The organism is Burkholderia sp. AU38729 (assembly GCF_020419725.1).
In the GTDB taxonomy this organism is placed as follows: domain Bacteria; phylum Pseudomonadota; class Gammaproteobacteria; order Burkholderiales; family Burkholderiaceae; genus Burkholderia.
In genome coordinates, this window is the sequence record NZ_JAIZQO010000008.1 from 285,377 (window position 1) to 303,080 (window position 17,704).

The 17,704-nt window shown below is 65.8% G+C and carries 15 protein-coding genes; all 15 read left to right on the plus strand.

Annotation, left to right across the window (positions count from 1 at the left end):
- The first annotated feature begins 225 nt into the window (after positions 1-225).
- The 15 genes from LGM56_RS22430 (at position 226) to LGM56_RS22500 (ending at position 17,674) form a co-directional block, all read left to right on the plus strand.
- On the plus strand, positions 226-4,251 hold the full coding sequence (locus LGM56_RS22430; RefSeq protein ID WP_089495621.1) for a DUF3683 domain-containing protein: 4,026 nt from the start codon (positions 226-228) through the stop codon (positions 4,249-4,251).
- A gap of 85 nt (positions 4,252-4,336) precedes the next feature.
- Entirely contained in the window at positions 4,337-4,780 is a 444-nt protein-coding gene (locus tag LGM56_RS22435; RefSeq protein ID WP_089426308.1) for an HIT family protein, read from the plus strand.
- Positions 4,777-5,190, plus strand: coding sequence for a gamma-butyrobetaine hydroxylase-like domain-containing protein (locus LGM56_RS22440; RefSeq protein ID WP_089426307.1), 414 nt, complete (start codon positions 4,777-4,779; stop codon positions 5,188-5,190). The genes LGM56_RS22435 and LGM56_RS22440 overlap by 4 nt, the downstream gene beginning before the upstream one ends.
- 53 nt (positions 5,191-5,243) lie before the next feature.
- Positions 5,244-5,975, plus strand: a complete 732-nt coding sequence (ubiE, locus tag LGM56_RS22445) for a bifunctional demethylmenaquinone methyltransferase/2-methoxy-6-polyprenyl-1,4-benzoquinol methylase UbiE (RefSeq protein WP_039360112.1) — start codon at positions 5,244-5,246, stop codon at positions 5,973-5,975.
- Positions 5,976-6,016: 41 nt separating this feature from the next.
- On the plus strand, positions 6,017-7,051 hold the full coding sequence (locus LGM56_RS22450; protein ID WP_089495620.1) for a Tim44 domain-containing protein: 1,035 nt from the start codon (positions 6,017-6,019) through the stop codon (positions 7,049-7,051).
- Positions 7,052-7,214: 163 nt separating this feature from the next.
- The gene (locus tag LGM56_RS22455; RefSeq protein ID WP_069248831.1) at positions 7,215-7,841 is read left to right on the plus strand and encodes an SCP2 domain-containing protein; all 627 of its coding nucleotides are present in this window, start codon (positions 7,215-7,217) and stop codon (positions 7,839-7,841) included.
- Between the two features lie 13 nt (positions 7,842-7,854).
- Positions 7,855-9,432 (plus strand): ubiquinone biosynthesis regulatory protein kinase UbiB, encoded by a 1,578-nt coding sequence (gene ubiB / locus LGM56_RS22460; protein WP_089456904.1) that lies wholly within the window; start codon positions 7,855-7,857, stop codon positions 9,430-9,432.
- A 17-nt stretch (positions 9,433-9,449) separates the two neighbouring features.
- The gene (locus LGM56_RS22465) at positions 9,450-10,076 is read left to right on the plus strand and encodes a TPMT family class I SAM-dependent methyltransferase (protein ID WP_226206812.1); all 627 of its coding nucleotides are present in this window, start codon (positions 9,450-9,452) and stop codon (positions 10,074-10,076) included.
- Between the two features lie 95 nt (positions 10,077-10,171).
- Positions 10,172-10,519, plus strand: coding sequence for an FmdB family zinc ribbon protein (locus LGM56_RS22470; RefSeq protein WP_089440993.1), 348 nt, complete (start codon positions 10,172-10,174; stop codon positions 10,517-10,519).
- 62 nt (positions 10,520-10,581) lie between these two features.
- The gene (locus LGM56_RS22475) at positions 10,582-11,232 is read left to right on the plus strand and encodes a DUF502 domain-containing protein (protein ID WP_069248829.1); all 651 of its coding nucleotides are present in this window, start codon (positions 10,582-10,584) and stop codon (positions 11,230-11,232) included.
- Positions 11,233-11,299: 67 nt separating this feature from the next.
- Positions 11,300-13,102, plus strand: a complete 1,803-nt coding sequence (gene aspS / locus LGM56_RS22480; RefSeq protein ID WP_089495616.1) for an aspartate--tRNA ligase — start codon at positions 11,300-11,302, stop codon at positions 13,100-13,102.
- A gap of 159 nt (positions 13,103-13,261) precedes the next feature.
- Entirely contained in the window at positions 13,262-13,756 is a 495-nt protein-coding gene (gene nudB, locus LGM56_RS22485; protein ID WP_226206813.1) for a dihydroneopterin triphosphate diphosphatase, read from the plus strand.
- On the plus strand, positions 13,753-15,027 hold the full coding sequence (clsB, locus tag LGM56_RS22490) for a cardiolipin synthase ClsB (protein ID WP_226206814.1): 1,275 nt from the start codon (positions 13,753-13,755) through the stop codon (positions 15,025-15,027). The genes nudB and clsB overlap by 4 nt, the downstream gene beginning before the upstream one ends.
- A 201-nt stretch (positions 15,028-15,228) precedes the next feature.
- Complete coding sequence (locus LGM56_RS22495; protein WP_006751498.1) at positions 15,229-15,828, plus strand: TetR/AcrR family transcriptional regulator; 600 nt, start codon at positions 15,229-15,231, stop codon at positions 15,826-15,828.
- 58 nt (positions 15,829-15,886) lie between these two features.
- The gene (locus LGM56_RS22500; protein ID WP_124580733.1) at positions 15,887-17,674 is read left to right on the plus strand and encodes an acyl-CoA dehydrogenase C-terminal domain-containing protein; all 1,788 of its coding nucleotides are present in this window, start codon (positions 15,887-15,889) and stop codon (positions 17,672-17,674) included.
- Positions 17,675-17,704 lie beyond the last annotated feature (30 nt).

Consider the following 17,704-nt stretch of genomic DNA (forward strand, 5'->3'; position numbering starts at 1 on the left):
GCGCGCAGCCAGCCCCGCGGCCGAACGGCATGCGCGCCGCGCGCGATCGTGCTGATCGTTCCGAGTGCCGCCAGGCCCTGTCGCCGGCCAGGAGGGGCGAGTCGCCTGCTCCGGCCCCATGAAGGACAGCCGCGCGCCTGGTAACAGAACAGATTTCCCCAAGATTGCGCCTACGCGCTTGCCGACGCCCGTGCACGGTGTATCGGCCCTCCGAGTCGTCCGAACATGAACGCACCACAAGTTTTCGATCCGCATGGCGCGGCCGCCGCCGTCGCCGCCGACCCCGCGCCCCGATTGCGCGAGATTCCCTACAACTACACGTCCTTCTCGGATCGCGAGATCGTGATCCGCCTGCTCGGCGAAGAGGCGTGGTCGGTGCTCGACGAACTGCGCGCCGAGCGCCGTACGGGCCGCTCGGCACGGATGCTGTATGAAGTGCTCGGCGACATCTGGGTCGTGCGCCGCAACCCGTACCTGCAGGACGACCTGCTCGACAACCCGAAGCGCCGCGCGCTGCTGATCGAGGCGCTGAACCACCGCCTCACCGAAATCGGCAAGCGCCGCAGCGCGGACCTCACCGAGCACCGCGACGACGCGGGCCGCGAACGTGCGTCGCGCGTCGAGATGCTCGAAACCGCCGCGCAGCGGGCGGTCAACGAGTTCGCCGACGAATTCGAGAAGATGGCCGACCTGCGCCGCCGCGCAACGAAAGCGCTCGGCCGCTGCACGCAGAAGGACAACATCCGTTTCGACGGGCTGTCGCGCGTGTCGCACGTGACCGACGCGACCGACTGGCGTGTCGAATACCCGTTCGTCGTGCTGACCCCCGATAGCGAAGCCGAGATCGCCGGCCTCATCAAGGCCTGCTTCGAGCTCGGCCTGACCGTGATCCCGCGTGGCGGCGGCACTGGCTACACGGGCGGCGCGGTGCCGCTCACGCCGTTCTCCGCCGTCATCAACACCGAAAAGCTCGAACAACTCGGCGCGGTCGAGCTGACCGAGCTGCCGGGTGTCGCGCACAAGGTGCCGACGATCTTCTCCGGCGCGGGCGTCGTCACGCGCCGCGTGACCGAGGCGGCGGAAGCGGCCGGCTACGTGTTCGCGGTCGATCCGACCTCGCTCGACGCATCGTGCATCGGCGGCAACGTCGCGATGAACGCGGGCGGCAAGAAAGCCGTGCTGTGGGGCACCGCGCTCGACAACCTGGCCTGGTGGCGGATGGTCGATCCGGACGGCAACTGGCTCGAAGTCACGCGCCACGAGCACAACCAGGGCAAGATCCACGACATCGCGGTCGCGCGTTTCGAGCTGAAGTGGTTCGACGGCGCCTACGCGCCGGGCGAGAAGCTGCTGAAGAGCGAGATGCTCGAGATCGAAGGCCGCCGGTTCCGCAAGGAAGGGCTCGGCAAGGACGTGACCGACAAGTTCCTCGCCGGCCTGCCGGGCGTGCAGAAGGAAGGCTGCGACGGGCTCATCACGTCCGCGCGCTGGGTGCTGCACAAGATGCCCGCGCACACGCGCACCGTCTGCCTCGAATTCTTCGGCCAGGCGCGCGAGGCGATCCCGAGCATCGTCGAGATCAAGGATTACCTGTTCGAAACGTCGAAGCAGGGCGGCGCGATCCTCGCGGGCCTCGAGCACCTCGACGAGCGCTACCTGCGCGCGGTCGGCTACGCGACCAAGAGCAAGCGCAATGCCTTCCCCAAGATGGTGCTGATCGGCGACATCGTCGGCGACGATGCCGATGCGGTCGCGCACGCCACGTCCGAAGTGATCCGGATGGCGAACGGCAAGAGCGGCGAAGGCTTCGTCGCGGTCAGCGCGGAGGCGCGCAAGCGTTTCTGGCTCGACCGCAGCCGCACGGCCGCGATCGCGAAGCACACGAACGCGTTCAAGATCAACGAAGACGTCGTGATCCCGCTGAACCGGATGGGCGAGTACACCGACGGCATCGAGCGGATCAACATCGAGCTGTCGCTGAAGAACAAGCTGCAGCTCGTCGATGCGCTGGAAGCGTTTTTCCGCGCCGGCAACCTGCCGCTCGGCAAGACCGACGACGCGAACGAGATCCCGAGCGCCGAACTGCTCGAAGATCGGGTCCAGCAGGCGCTGGAACTGCTCAAGCGCGTGCGTGCCCGCTGGGAATTCGTGCGCGACCGGCTCGACCAGCCTCTGCGCGAGGCGCAGCACTATCTTGTGCAGCTCGGCTACGAGGCGCTTGCCGAGAAGTTCGCCGATCGCGCGGACGATCAGCCGGGCGCGACCGTGTTCCACATCACGCAGGACCGCACGGTCCGCATATCGTGGAAGCAGGAGATCCGCGCCGAACTACGCGCGATCTTCAACGGCGGCGCGTTCAAGCAGATCCTCGACGAGGCGCAGGCGATCCACAAGCAGGTGCTGCGCGGCCGCGTGTTCGTCGCGCTGCACATGCACGCGGGCGACGGCAACGTCCACACCAACCTGCCGGTCAACTCCGACAACTACGAGATGCTGCAGGACGCCCACGCGGCGGTCGCACGCATCATGACGCTCGCGCGTTCGCTCGACGGCGTGATTTCCGGCGAGCACGGCATCGGCATCACGAAGCTCGAGTTCCTGACCGACGACGAGATCGCCGAATTCCGCGCGTACAAGCAGCGCGTCGACCCGAACGGCCGCTTCAACAAAGGCAAGCTGCTCGAAGGCGCCGATCTGCGCAACGCGTATACGCCGAGCTTCGGGCTGATGGGGTACGAGTCGCTGATCATGAAGCAGTCCGACATCGGCGCGATCGCCGATTCGGTGAAGGACTGCCTGCGCTGCGGCAAGTGCAAGCCGGTGTGCGCGACGCACGTGCCGCGCGCGAACCTGCTGTACAGCCCGCGCAACAAGATCCTCGCAACCTCGCTGCTGGTCGAGGCGTTCCTGTACGAGGAGCAGACCCGCCGCGGCGTGTCGATCAAGCACTGGGACGAGTTCAACGACGTGGCCGACCACTGCACGGTGTGCCACAAGTGCGCGACGCCGTGCCCGGTGAAGATCGACTTCGGCGACGTCACGATGAACATGCGCAACCTGTTGCGCAAGATGGGCAAGAAGAAGTTCAACGCCGGCAATGCGGCGGGCATGTTCTTCCTGAACGCGACCAATCCGCAGACGATCAACGTCGCGCGCAGCGTGATGATGGGCGCCGGCTACAAGGTGCAGCGCTTCGCGAACGACATGCTGAAGAAGGTCGTGACGAAGCAGACGCAGCACCCGCCGGCGACGGTCGGCAAGCCGCCCGTGGTCGAGCAGGTGATCCACTTCGTCAACAAGAAGATGCCGGGCAACCTGCCGAAGAAGACGGCGCGCGCGCTGCTCGACATCGAGGACAACAAGATCGTGCCGATCATCCGCAATCCGAAGTCGACCACCGTCGATTCGGAAGCGGTGTTCTACTTCCCGGGCTGCGGCTCCGAGCGCCTGTTCTCGCAGGTCGGGCTGGCCACGCAGGCGATGCTGTGGGAAGCCGGCGTGCAGACGGTGTTGCCGCCGGGCTACCTGTGCTGCGGCTATCCGCAGCGCGGCTCGGGCCAGTACGACAAGGCCGAGAAGATCGTCACCGACAACCGCGTGCTGTTCCACCGGGTCGCGAACACGCTGAACTACCTCGACATCAAGACGGTGGTCGTGTCGTGCGGCACCTGCTATGACCAGCTCGCCGGCTACGAATTCGACAAGATCTTCCCGGGCTGCCGGATCATCGACATCCACGAGTTCCTGCTCGAGAAGGGGATGAAGCTCGATGGCGTGACGGGCACGCGCTACATGTATCACGACCCGTGCCACACGCCGATCAAGACGATGGACCCGGTGAAGCTCGTCAACGAGCTGATGGGCGCCGAGAAGGACGGCTACAAGATCGAGAAGAACGATCGCTGCTGCGGCGAATCGGGCACGCTCGCGGTCACGCGCCCGGACATTTCGACGCAGGTCCGCTTCCGCAAGGAAGAGGAGATCCGCAAGGGGGCCGCGAAGCTGCGCAGCATCCCGGTCGTGGCCGGCAACGCGCCCGGGTCGGCCGCCGCGGCCGCGAACGGCCCGGACGTGAAGATCCTGACGAGCTGCCCGTCGTGCCTGCAGGGCCTGTCGCGCTACAGCGAGGACGCGAACCTCGAAGCCGACTACATCGTGGTCGAAATCGCGCGCCAGGTGCTCGGCGAGAACTGGATGGCCGATTATGTCGCACGTGCGAACAATGGCGGGATCGAGCGCGTGCTGGTCTAATGCGGGCATGACGACCGCCCGACCGGGCCAGGAATGAGCGGGCGCCGGCGCAGCAATGCCGGCGCCCGTCCACATGGGAGCGACGATGGAATGCGTGTTTTGCCGTGAAGACGGCGGCGAAGTGCTCTGGCAGGACGATGCGGTGCGTGTCGTCCTCGCGACGGGCGAGCACGACTACCCGGGCTTCTGCCGGGTAATCTGGGGCGCGCACGTGGCCGAATTCTCCGATCTCGGCGAACCGGAGCGGGCACATCTGATGCGCGTGGTCTACGCGGTCGAGCGGGCCGTGCGCCGCGTGATGCAGCCGAACAAGGTGAATCTCGCGAGCCTCGGCAACATGGTGCCGCACGTGCACTGGCACGTGATCCCGCGCTTTTCCAACGACGCACACTTCCCGCAGCCCGTATGGGCGCCGCGCCAGCGCAGCGTGTCCGAGGCGCTGCTGCGCTCGCGCGCAGCGCAGGCCTCGCTGCTGCACAATGCGGTGCGCGAGGAAATTCAACGCATGACCGATTCGAGGCAGCCATGAGCGGTTTGACTTCCACGACGCCGATTCCGTCCGGCGTCGTCGTGCACGCGGTATCGCGCGTGCTCGAATTGCAGTACCCGAACGGCGACAGTTTCCGGATTCCGTTCGAGCTGATGCGCGTGTATTCGCCGTCGGCCGAGGTGCGCGGCCACGGGCCCGGCCAGGAGACGCTGCAGACGGGCAAGCGCGAAGTGACGATCACCGCGCTCGAGGGCGTCGGCCACTACGCGCTGCAGCCGACGTTCTCCGACGGCCATTCGACCGGTATCTACTCGTGGGACCTGCTGTACGAGCTGGCCACGCAGCAGGACGCGCTGTGGCGCGACTATTTCGACAAACTGAAGGCGGCGGGCGTCGAGCGCGATGCCCCGATGCCGGCGGCGAACGCGTCGCACGGCCACTGCCACTGAAATTCGACGGCGCCCGCTCGGCGCCGTCTTGCCATTTACTGAGGATCAACGCGATGAGCAAAACCCACTTCGGCTTCGAAAGCGTCGAGGAAAACGAAAAGGCGAAGAAAGTGGCGGGTGTGTTCCATTCGGTCGCGAGCAACTACGATCTGATGAACGACCTGATGTCGGCGGGCATGCACCGCGCGTGGAAGGCGTTCACGATCGCGCAGGCGAACGTGCGCCCCGGCTTCAAGGTACTCGACCTTGCGGCCGGCACCGGCGACCTGACCCGGTCGTTCGCGAAGGCGGCCGGGCCGACCGGCGAGGTCTGGCACACGGACATCAACGAATCGATGCTGCGCGTCGGCCGTGACCGGCTGCTCGACAAGGGCATCGTGACGCCGTCGCTGCTGTGCGACGCGGAGAAAATTCCCTTTCCGGACAACTACTTCGATGTGGTCACGGTCGCGTTCGGGCTGCGCAACATGACGCACAAGGATGCCGCGCTGGCCGAGATGCGCCGTGTGACGAAACCCGGCGGCCGCGTGATGGTGCTGGAATTCTCGAAAGTCTGGGATCCGCTGAAAAAAGCGTACGATCTGTATTCTTTCAAAGTATTACCGTGGCTTGGCGACAAGTTCGCGAAAGATGCTGAAAGTTACCGGTATCTTGCCGAATCTATCCGGATGCACCCCGATCAGGACACACTGAAGACGATGATGGAACAAGCGGGCCTCGATGCCGTCAAATATTACAATTTGTCAGGTGGCGTGGTAGCTTTACACATGGGAGCCAAGTATTAAGGGGCTCTTTCCATACATTTGTCTTACATCCGGAGAAACTGATGTTCGAATCGCGTTCGTTGTTCAACCGTAGCAAGCCGTCGAAGCCGTGGGCTCGACGGGTCGGCACGCTGCTGATGGTCGGCCTGCTCACGGCCGGCACGTTCGCATCGCTCGACGCCGAAGCCAAGCGCATGGGCGGCGGGCGCAGCATCGGCCGCCAGAACTCCACCGTTACGCAGCGCCAGGCCACGCCGCCCGCGCAGCAGCCGATGCAGCAGGCCGCGCCGTCGCAGGCGCAGCGTGCGAATCCGGCCGCACCCGCACCGGCTGCGCAGCCTAACCGCTCGCGCTGGCTCGGGCCGATCGCCGGCCTCGCGGCCGGTCTCGGCATCGCGGCGCTGCTGTCGCACTTCGGCCTGGGCGGCGCATTCGCGAGCATGATGGCGAACGTCATCGTGATCGCGCTGCTCGCGGCGGTCGGCATCTGGCTGATCCGCAAGTTCATGAACCGCCGTCGTCCGCAGGAGCCGGCCTACTCGGTCGGCGGCTCGGCGTCGTCGTCGGGCGGCTACTCGCAAAGCCCGTCGTTCCAGCAGGGCGGCACCGGCAGCAACTACTCGGGTAGCGGCAGCAGCTACGCGAACGAAGCGCAAGGCGTGTTCGGCGGCGGTGCCGCGGCCACCGGCGCGGCAGCGGCTGCCGCGGCAGCACCGCTCCAGGTGCCGGCCGGCTTCGACACCGAAGCGTTCCTGCGCAGCTCGAAGGTCTATTTCGTGCGCCTGCAGGCCGCGTGGGACCAGGGCAACCTGGCCGACATCCGCGAGTTCACGACGCCGGAAATGTTCGCCGAGATCAAGATCGACCTCGATTCGCGCGGTAACGAGTCGAACCAGACCGACGTCGTGCAACTCGACGCGGAACTGATCGCGATCGAGGATCGCGGCATCGAGCAGTCGGCGAGCGTGCGCTTCCACGGCCTGATCCGCGAATCGGCGAATGCATCGGCCGCGCCGTTCGACGAGGTGTGGAACCTGTCGAAGTCGGGCAGTCAGGGCTGGCTGCTCGCGGGCATCCAGCAGATCAACACGCACTGAGCGTGACCGGCGGCCCGCGCCGCCGGCACCCGGGCGACGGCCGCCGCACTGCGACCGCTTGCCGCCCGGGTGTGCGGTCAGGCACGGTCTGCCGACGATCCGACGTTACAATAGAAACCCGCGTGGGCGCCCGGCCTGCGCGGGTTTTTTCTTTCCCAGCCCGATGACCTTTGCCGCCAAGCCTTTTGCTGCCGCTGTCAATCACCTGCTCGCCCGCGAATCGTGGGCGCGTGACCGCCTGATTCCCTATTCGGGCAAGACTGCACGGATCGACGTGCCCCCGGTTACGCTGACGCTGCTGGTGCAGCCCGACGGCTATCTGTCGGCCGTCGACGCGCACGATGCGCAACAGGTCGACGTGTCGATCGCGCTTGCTGGCGACACGGTCGCCGCGTTCCTGCAGGGCGGCCAGGCGGCCGTGATGAAGCACGTGAAGATCGAGGGCGACGCGGAGTTCGCCACGCAGATCGCGAAGCTGGCCGAGCACCTGCGCTGGGAACCTGAAGAAGATCTCGCGAAGCTGGTCGGCGACGCGGCGGCCTACCGGATCGCGACGGTCGTGCGCGACGCCGGCGCGCGCGCGCGACGCACCGGCCGCAACGTGCTCGATTCCGTCGCCGAATACTGGCTCGACGAGAACCCGCAAGTCGTCCGGCGCGCGTCGCTCGGCGGCTTCGATGCCGAACTGGCGCGCGCACGCGATGCGCTCGCACGGGTCGAAAAGCGGGTCGAGCGACTCGAACAAAAAATCGGCGCGCGCACGGGTTCCGGCCCGCGCGGCGCGCACTGAGGGGCCGCAGGGCATGCGCATTTTCCGTTTCATCAAGATTGTCTACACCGTCATCCGCTTTGGTCTCGACGAAGTGATGCTGTCCCGGATCGACGACCGGCGCGTGAAGCTGCTGTTGCGGATCACGACGATCGGCCGCCGCTACTCCGATCCGCCTGCCGTGCGGCTGCGTCACGCGCTCGAGAGCCTCGGCCCGATCTTCGTGAAGTTCGGCCAGGTGCTGTCGACGCGCCGCGATTTGCTGTCGGTCGATTTCGCGAACGAACTCGCGAAGCTGCAGGACCAGGTGCCGCCGTTCGATTCGGCGGTCGCGATCGGGATCATCGAGAAGTCGCTCGGTGCGCCGGTCGACGAGCTGTTCGACGAATTCGAGCGCGAGCCGGTCGCGAGCGCGTCGATCGCGCAGGTGCATTTCGCGAAGCTCAAGCAGGGCCAGCACGCGGGCAAGGCCGTCGCCGTCAAGGTGCTGCGCCCGAACATGCTGTCCGTGATCGACTCCGACCTCGCGCTGATGCGCGACATCGCGATCTGGACCGAGCGCATGTGGGCCGACGGCCGGCGCCTGAAGCCGCGCGAGGTCGTCGCCGAATTCGACAAGTACCTGCACGACGAGCTCGACCTGATGCGCGAGGCCGCCAACGGCAGCCAGCTGCGCCGCAACTTCGCGGGCCTCGACCTGCTGCTCGTGCCCGAGATGTTCTGGGATTTCTCGACGTCGCAGGTGCTCGTGATGGAGCGCATGACCGGCGTGCCGATCAGCCAGGTCGAGACGCTGCGTTCGGCCGGCGTCGACATCAAGAAGCTCGCGCGCGAAGGCGTCGAGATCTTCTTCACGCAGGTGTTCCGCGACGGCTTCTTCCATGCGGACATGCACCCCGGCAACATCCAGGTGAGCCTCGATCCGAACACGTTCGGTCGCTACGTCGCGCTCGATTTCGGGATCGTCGGCGCGCTGTCCGATTTCGACAAGAACTACCTCGCGCAGAACTTCCTCGCGTTCTTCAAGCGTGACTACCACCGCGTCGCGACGCTTCACCTCGAGTCGGGCTGGGTGCCGCCCGAAACGCGCGTCGAGGAACTCGAAAGCGCGATCCGCGCGGTGTGCGAGCCGTATTTCGACCGCGCGCTGAAGGACATCTCGCTGGGCCAGGTGCTGATGCGGCTGTTCTCGACGTCGCGCCGCTTCAACGTCGAGATTCAGCCGCAGCTCGTACTGCTGCAGAAGACGATGCTGAACGTCGAGGGCCTCGGCCGTTCGCTCGACCCCGAGCTCGACCTGTGGAAGACCGCGAAGCCTTACCTCGAGCGCTGGATGACCGAGCAGATCGGCCTGCGCGGCTGGTACGAGCGCTTCAAGGTCGAGGCGCCGCAGTGGAGCAAGACGCTGCCGCAACTGCCGCGCCTGATCCATCACGCGATGGCCGCGCGCCATGACGCGCCGCGTGCCGCGAGCGAAGACCTGATGCGCCAGATCCTCATCGAGCAGAAGCGGACGAACCGGCTGATGCAGGCGCTGCTGATCTTCGGCCTTGCCGTCGGCGTCGGGGCGCTCGTCGCGCGTGTGCTGCTGGCGCTCACGTACGGCACATGACCGAAAGGAGCAGGGCGATGTCCGATCCGAAGCAACCCGCTACACCGTCAGCCGCCGATTTCGCGACGCGCGATCCCGGCAACGCATCGTTCTGGGACGAGCGTTTCGAGCGTGGCGTGACGCCGTGGGAATTCGGCGGCGTGCCCGAGGGTTTCCGCGTGTTCGCGCATCGGCTCGAGCCGTGCACGGTGCTGATTCCCGGCTGCGGCAGTGCGCAGGAAGCCGGGTGGCTGGCCGACGCCGGCTGGCCCGTGCGGGCGATCGATTTCGCCGCGCAGGCGGTGGCGGCCGCGAAGGCGCAGCTCGGCGCGCATGCGGGCGTCGTCGAGCAGGCCGATTTCTTTACGTACCGGCCGCCGTTCGACGTGCAGTGGGTGTACGAGCGTGCGTTCCTGTGCGCGCTGCCGCCGGCCATGCGTGCCGGCTATGCGGCGCGCATGGCCGAGCTGCTGCCTGCTGACGGATTGCTGGCCGGCTATTTTTTCCTGATGGCGAAACCGAAGGGGCCGCCGTTCGGAATCGAGCGTGCCGAACTCGATGCGCTGCTCACGCCGCACTTCGAGCTGATCGAGGATTTGCCCGTGACCGATTCGCTACCCGTGTTCGAAGGGAACGAGCGCTGGCTCACGTGGCGCCGCCGCTGATGCGCGGGTATCGCGGCCATTGCCGGAGCGCGGCAGGGTTTCGGCTATAATTCAAGGTTTTGCAAGCCGTTTCCAGTTTCCGCGGGAAAAATATCATGCCGATCTACGCCTATCGATGCGAAGCGTGTGGTTTCGCGAAGGACGTGCTCCAGAAGATGAGCGACGCGCCGCTGTCGCAGTGCCCGGAATGCGGGAAGGATGCATTTCGCAAGCAGGTCACTGCCGCGGGCTTCCAGCTGAAGGGTTCGGGTTGGTATGTCACCGATTTCCGTGGCGGTTCGGGCGGCACCAGCGCACCGGCGACGGCGTCGGGCGACGCAGCCCCAGCTGCGGCAACGGACGCCGCGCCCGCCGCGGCCGCGCCGGCTGCATCGAGCAGTTCCGAAAGCACGACGACGAGCGCCGCGCCCGCCCCGGCTGCAGCGCCCGCCGCCGGCAGTTGACCGTCGCGGCCCGGCCGGGCTGCGACCAACCCGCGCCCGCCGGCGCGGTTCATTGACGGCAGATGATGAAAAAGACGACCCTGAAATCGGTGTTTCTGACCGGCCTGCTGGTTCTCGTCCCGCTCGCGATCACGCTGTGGGTGCTTGGTCTCATCATCGGCACGATGGACCAGACACTGCTCCTGCTGCCCGAATCGTGGCAGCCCGAGCGGATGCTCGGCTTCCATCTGCCGGGGATCGGCGCGGTGCTGACGCTCGCGTTCATCTTCGTCGTCGGGCTGGCCACGCAGAACTTCATCGGCCAGAAGCTCGTCACGTGGTGGAACGCCGTGGTGCGTCACATCCCGGTCGTCGGGCCGATCTACACGAGCGTCAAGCAGGTGTCGGACACGCTGCTGTCGAGCAGCGGCAACGCGTTCCGCAAGGCGCTGCTGATCGAATACCCGCGTCGCGGCTCGTATACGATCGCGTTTCTGACCGGCACGCCGGGCGGCGACGTGCTCAATCATCTGACGGAAGAATACGTGAGCGTCTATATCCCGACGACGCCGAACCCGACGTCGGGCTTCTTCCTGATGCTGCCGAAGAGCGAAGTCATCGAACTCGACATGTCGGTCGATGCCGCGCTCAAGTACATCGTCTCGATGGGCGTGGTGGCGCCCCCGGCGCCGGCTCCGGCGCCTGCACGCCGCCCCGTCGAGCCGCCGCTGTAAGTAAAGAATCATCGCCCGGGCCGCGCGTTGCGGCGCCCGTTGATCAAACCGAACGAAAGCAAACATCATGTCGATGCGTACTGAATACTGCGGTCTCGTGACCGAACACCTGCTGGGCCAAACCGTGTCGCTGTGCGGCTGGGTGCAGCGCCGCCGCGATCACGGCGGTGTGATCTTCATCGACCTGCGCGATCGTGAAGGCCTCGTGCAGGTGGTGTGCGACCCGGATCGCGCGGAAATGTTCGCGACCGCCGAAGGCGTGCGCAACGAGTTCTGCGTGCAGATCAAGGGCCTCGTGCGCAACCGTCCGGACGGCACGGTCAACGCCGGCCTGAAGAGCGGCAAGATCGAAGTGCTGTGCCACGAACTGAACGTGCTGAACGCATCGGTCACGCCGCCGTTCCAGCTCGACGACGACAACCTGTCGGAAACGACGCGCCTCACGCACCGCGTGCTCGACCTGCGTCGCCCGCAGATGCAGCACAACCTGCGCCTGCGCTACCGCGTAGCGATCGAAGCGCGCAAGTACCTTGACGAGCAGGGCTTCATCGACATCGAAACGCCGATGCTGACGAAGAGCACGCCGGAAGGCGCGCGCGACTATCTCGTGCCGTCGCGCACGAACGCGGGCCAGTTCTTCGCACTGCCGCAGTCGCCGCAGCTGTTCAAGCAGCTGCTGATGGTCGCGAACTTCGACCGTTACTACCAGATCACCAAGTGCTTCCGCGACGAAGACCTCCGTGCCGACCGTCAGCCGGAATTCACGCAGATCGACTGCGAAACGTCGTTCCTCGGCGAGCAGGAAATCCGTGACCTGTTCGAAGACATGATCCGTCACATCTTCAAGACGACGATCGACGTCGAACTCGACGCGAAATTCCCGGTGATGCCGTACTCGGAAGCGATGGCGCGTTTCGGTTCGGACAAGCCGGATCTGCGCGTGCAGCTCGAATTCACCGAGCTGACCGACGCGATGAAGGACGTCGACTTCAAGGTGTTCAGCACGCCGGCCAACGCGAAGGACGGCCGTGTTGCGGCACTGCGCGTGCCGAAGGGCAGCGAGCTGTCGCGTGGCGACATCGACGGCTACACCGAATTCGTGCGCATCTACGGCGCGAAGGGCCTCGCCTGGATCAAGGTCAACGAGAAGGCGAAGGGCCGTGACGGCCTGCAGAGCCCGATCGTCAAGAACCTGCACGACGCATCGATCGCGGCGATTCTCGAGCGCACCGGCGCGGAAGACGGCGACATCATCTTCTTCGCGGCCGACCGCGCGAAGGTCGTCAACGACAGCCTCGGCGCACTGCGCCTGAAGATCGGCCATTCGGAATTCGGCAAGGCGAACGGCCTCGTCCATGCCGGCTGGAAGCCGCTGTGGGTCGTCGATTTCCCGATGTTCGAATACGACGACGAAGATGCGCGCTACGTCGCCGCTCACCACCCGTTCACGAGCCCGAAGGACGAGCATCTCGAGTACCTCGAGACGGATCCGGGCCGTTGCCTCGCGAAGGCCTACGACATGGTGCTGAACGGCTGGGAAATCGGCGGCGGCTCGGTGCGTATCCACCGCGAGGAAGTGCAGAGCAAGGTATTCCGCGCGCTGAAGATCGGTGCTGAAGAAGCCCAGCTCAAGTTCGGCTTCCTGCTGGACGCGCTGCAGTACGGCGCGCCGCCGCACGGCGGTATTGCATTCGGTCTCGACCGCATCGTCACGATGATGGCCGGCGCCGATTCGATTCGCGACGTGATCGCGTTCCCGAAGACGCAGCGTGCGCAGGATCTGCTCACGCAAGCGCCGAGCCCGGTCGACGAGCGTCAGCTGCGCGAACTGCACATCCGTCTGCGTCAGCCGGAACAGCCGAAGGCGTAACGCGCTTCGTCCCCGGTCGTGTGAGCGTTCGTGCACACACGACGCACATGAAAAAGGCGCAGCGATGCGCCTTTTTCGTTTTTTGCGGTACAGTCGCAGCACTTGCCGCCTGTTCGGAGCCTTTGCCCGGCGCGCGGCCCTGTGTTGCATGAAACAAAGATGACGAAGCTGCCGAAAATCCCCGAATCCGTTCTTGTCGTGATCTACACGCCCGACCTCGATGTGCTCGTGATCAAGCGTGCCGACCAGCCCGATTTCTGGCAATCGGTGACCGGCTCGAAGGACGCGCTCGACGAGCCGCTCGCGCTCACCGCCGCGCGCGAAGTAGCCGAGGAGACCGGCATCGCAGTCGGCACGCCGGAGGTGCCGGCCAGCGCGCTCGTCGACTGGCGCCACAGGATCGAATACACGATCTATCCGCAATACCTGCACCGCTACGCCCCGGGCGTCACGCGCAACGTCGAGCACTGGTTCGGCCTGTGCGTGCCGCATCGCGTCGACGTGACGCTGTCGCCGCGCGAGCATGTCGACCATGCGTGGCTGCCGTTCCGCGAGGCGGCCGCGCGCTGTTTCTCGCCGTCGAACGCCGAGGCGATCCTGCAACTGCCCGCGCGCGTGGCACTGTCGCGCGCGCCGCACGGCTCGTCCGCATGACGGCGGAAGCCCGCAAGCGCTTCGCGCAATTGCGGCAGATGTTCCTGCAGGAACGCGGTTCCGCGTCGCGACTCGCGTTCACGGCCGGCAACACGGTGCGTCTGTGCGAAACCGGCGGCGAATTCTTCCGGGCGCTGATCGAGCGGATCGATGCCGCCCGCGAGCAGGTGATGCTCGAAACCTACATCTTCTGCGACGACGCGGCCGGCCGGCCGGTGTCGGATGCGCTGATCCGCGCGGCGCAGCGCGGCGTGCGCGTGCGCGTGATCACCGACGGCATCGGCACCGCGCGCCTGCCTTTGTTCGACACATGGGCCGAAGCCGGCGTCGAGCATTGCATCTACAACCGCTTCCTGTTCGGCCGCTTCGGCTTTTCGCGCACGCATCGCAAGCTCGCGGTGATCGATCACGCGGTCGCGTTCTGCGGCGGCATCAACATCGTCGACGACTACACGCAGGGCAGCGCGACGCTGCCGTTCCCGCGCTGGGATTTCGCGGTCGAGATGGCCGGGCCCGCGGTGTCCGACGTGCGTGCCGCGTTCGAGTTGCAGTGGCATCGGATCCAGTTCGGCCACAAGCCGTACGCGCAGTACGCGGCCGGGCTGCATGGCGGCGAAGCATTTCCCGACATGTTCCGCCGCTGGATGCGCAGCCACCGGTGGATAAAGGCCGGCGCGCTGCGGGTCGTGACGGAGCCGAGCGTCGCGTTCGTCGCGCGCGACAACGTCGTGAACCGCCGCGCGATCGAGAAGGCGTATCTCGCCGCGATCGGCCAGGCCCGCCAGCGGATCCTGCTCGCCAATCCGTACTTCATGCCGGGGCGCAAGCTGCGCCGTGCGCTGACGGGCGCCGCGCGACGCGGCGTCGACGTGCGGATCCTGATCGGCCGCAAGGAATTCGCGGCACTCGATACGGCCGTGCCGTTCCTCTATCACGCACTGCTGCGCGCGGGCGTGCGCGTGGCCGAATACGACAAGACGATGCTGCACGGCAAGGTGGCCGTGATCGACGATAACTGGGCGACGGTCGGCTCGTCGAACCTGGACGCGCTGAGCCTGATGCTGAACAATGAAGCGAATGTCGTGCTGGTGCGCTACGATGCAGTGACGAACCAGTTGCGCGACGCGATCGCGACTGCGTTCGCCGAAGGCCGGGAGATCGATGCCGCGCGCTACGCCGCGCGCCCGCGCATCGAGCGGCTGCTGAACTGGCTTGCGTACAACACGTACCGCCTCGTGATGAAGGCGCTGACGGTCGGCGGTTACGACTGAACGCAGACTAAGTATTCGCTTCAAAAAATCTGTCCGCACGTTCGTGCGGAAAAGCCGCTCCGGTCCCGCCGGAATCGCGCAAAATAGCGGCTCGGTTAGACACCGGTTTCTAATAATTTCCTTGTTTCGCGAGCGGCCGCACTCAATAATAGTACGGCCGTTCGATTTTATTCGAACCCCCGAACGGTTACAGAAATAGCTATGCGAAAAGGCGAACAGACGCGTGCCGCGATACTTGAAGCTGCTTTGGACCTCGCCAGCCGTGACGGGCTGGAGGGGCTGACGATCGGCCTGCTGGCCGAGCGCATGCAGATGAGCAAGAGCGGTGTGTTCGCGCACTTCGGATCGCGTGAGGACCTGCAGGTCGAGGTCGTCCGCGAGTATCACCATCGTTTCGAAAACGAGGTGTTCTTTCCGAGCCTGCGCGAGCCGCGAGGCTTGCCGCGCCTTCGGGCGATGCTGGCCCGCTGGACGGAGAAGCGCATCCAGGAGGTGACGACCGGATGCATCTACATCAGCGGCGCGGTCGAGTACGACGACCGGCCCGACAGCCCCGTGCGCGAGCAGTTGATCGCAAGCGTGACGGCCTGGCGTGCCGCGATGCTGCGTGCCATTTCGCAGGCGAAGGAAGAAGGCCATCTGCGTGCGGATACGGATCCGGACCTGATGCTCTTCGAGTTGTACAGCTTCACGCTCGGCCTGCATCACGACGCACGCTTCCTGCATTCGCCGGACGCCGTGCGCCTCACGTGGGCCGCGCTGGAAAAGACGATTGTTTCGTATCAGAGCGAGAGCCGTTAGCGGCGCGTGATCCGCCCGCCAGGAGCTCGAGCCGTTTTGCCCACCTTTGGAGAGAGTCATGGGACAGTACGCCGCGCCGCTGCGCGACATGCAATTCGTGTTGCACGAGCTTCTGAACGTCGAAGCCGAAGTCAAGCAAATGCCCAAGCATGCGGACCTCGACGCCGACACGATCAACCAGGTCCTCGAGGAAGCGGGCAAGTTCTGCTCCGAGGTACTGTTCCCGCTGAACCAGGTCGGCGATCGCGAAGGCTGCACGTATGAAGGCGACGGCGTCGTGAAGACCCCGACCGGCTTCAAGGAAGCCTACCAGCAGTACGTCGAGGCCGGCTGGCCGGCGCTCGGCTGCGATCCGGACTACGGCGGCCAGGGCCTGCCCGCGTTCGTGAACAACGCGCTCTACGAAATGCTGAACTCGGCGAACCAGGCCTGGACGATGTATCCGGGCCTGTCGCACGGCGCCTACGAGTGCCTGCACGCACACGGCGCGCCGGAACTGCAGCAGCGCTACCTGCCGAAGCTCGTGACGGGCGAATGGACGGGCACGATGTGCCTGACCGAGCCGCACTGCGGCACCGACCTCGGCATCCTGCGCACCAAGGCCGAACCCAACGGCGACGGCTCGTACTCGATCAGCGGCACGAAGATCTTCATCTCGAGCGGCGAGCACGACATGTCGAAGAACATCATCCACCTCGTGCTCGCGCGCCTGCCGGACGCGCCGCAAGGCACCAAGGGGATCTCGTTGTTCATCGTGCCGAAGTTCATCCCCGACGCAGCCGGCGAGCCGGGCGAGCGCAACGGCATCAAGTGCGGCTCGATCGAGCACAAGATGGGCATCCACGGCAACTCGACGTGCGTGATGAACCTCGACGGCGCGAAGGGCTGGATGGTCGGCGAGCCGAACAAGGGCTTGAACGCGATGTTCGTGATGATGAATGCCGCGCGCCTCGGCGTCGGCATGCAGGGCCTCGGCCTCACGGAAGTCGCGTACCAGAACTCGCTCACTTATGCGAAGGAGCGCCTGCAGATGCGCTCGCTGACGGGCCCGAAGGCACCGGACAAGCCGGCCGACCCGATCATCGTGCACCCGGACGTGCGCCGCATGCTGCTCACGCAGAAGGCCTACGCCGAAGGCGCGCGTGCATTCACGTACTGGTCCGCGCTGCAGATCGACAAGGAACTGTCGCACGGTGACGAAGCGGTGCGCAAGGAAGCGGCCGACCTCGTCGCGCTGCTCACGCCGATCATCAAGGCGTTCCTGACCGACAACGCGTTCGAGTCGACCAACCACGCGATGCAGATCTACGGCGGCCACGGCTTCATCTCCGAGTGGGGCATGGAGCAGTACGTGCGCGACGCGCGGATCAACATGATCTACGAAGGCACGAACTCGATCCAGTCGCTCGACCTGCTGGGCCGCAAGGTGCTCGGCGACATGGGTGCGAAGCTGAAGAAGTTCGGCAAGCTCGTCACGGAATTCGCGGAAGCCGAAGGCGTGAAGCCGGAAATGGCCGAGTTCATCAACCCGCTCGCCGACATCGGCGACAAGGTGCAGAAGCTGACGATGGAAATCGGCATGAAGGCGATGCAGAACCCGGACGAAGTCGGCGCTGCCGCCGTGCCGTACCTGCGCACCGTCGGCCACCTGGTGTTCTCGTACTTCTGGGCGCGCATGGCGCGCCTCGCACTCGACAAGGAAGCGTCGGGCGATCCGTTCTACAAGTCGAAGCTCGCCACCGCTCGCTTCTACTTCGCGCGCCTGCTGCCCGAGACGGCGTCGACGATCCGCGCGGCGCGCGCCGGTTCGAAGACGCTGATGGAAGTCGACGAATCGCTGTTCTGACGCGAGTCCGGGCGGGGCGCGCCGCGTGCC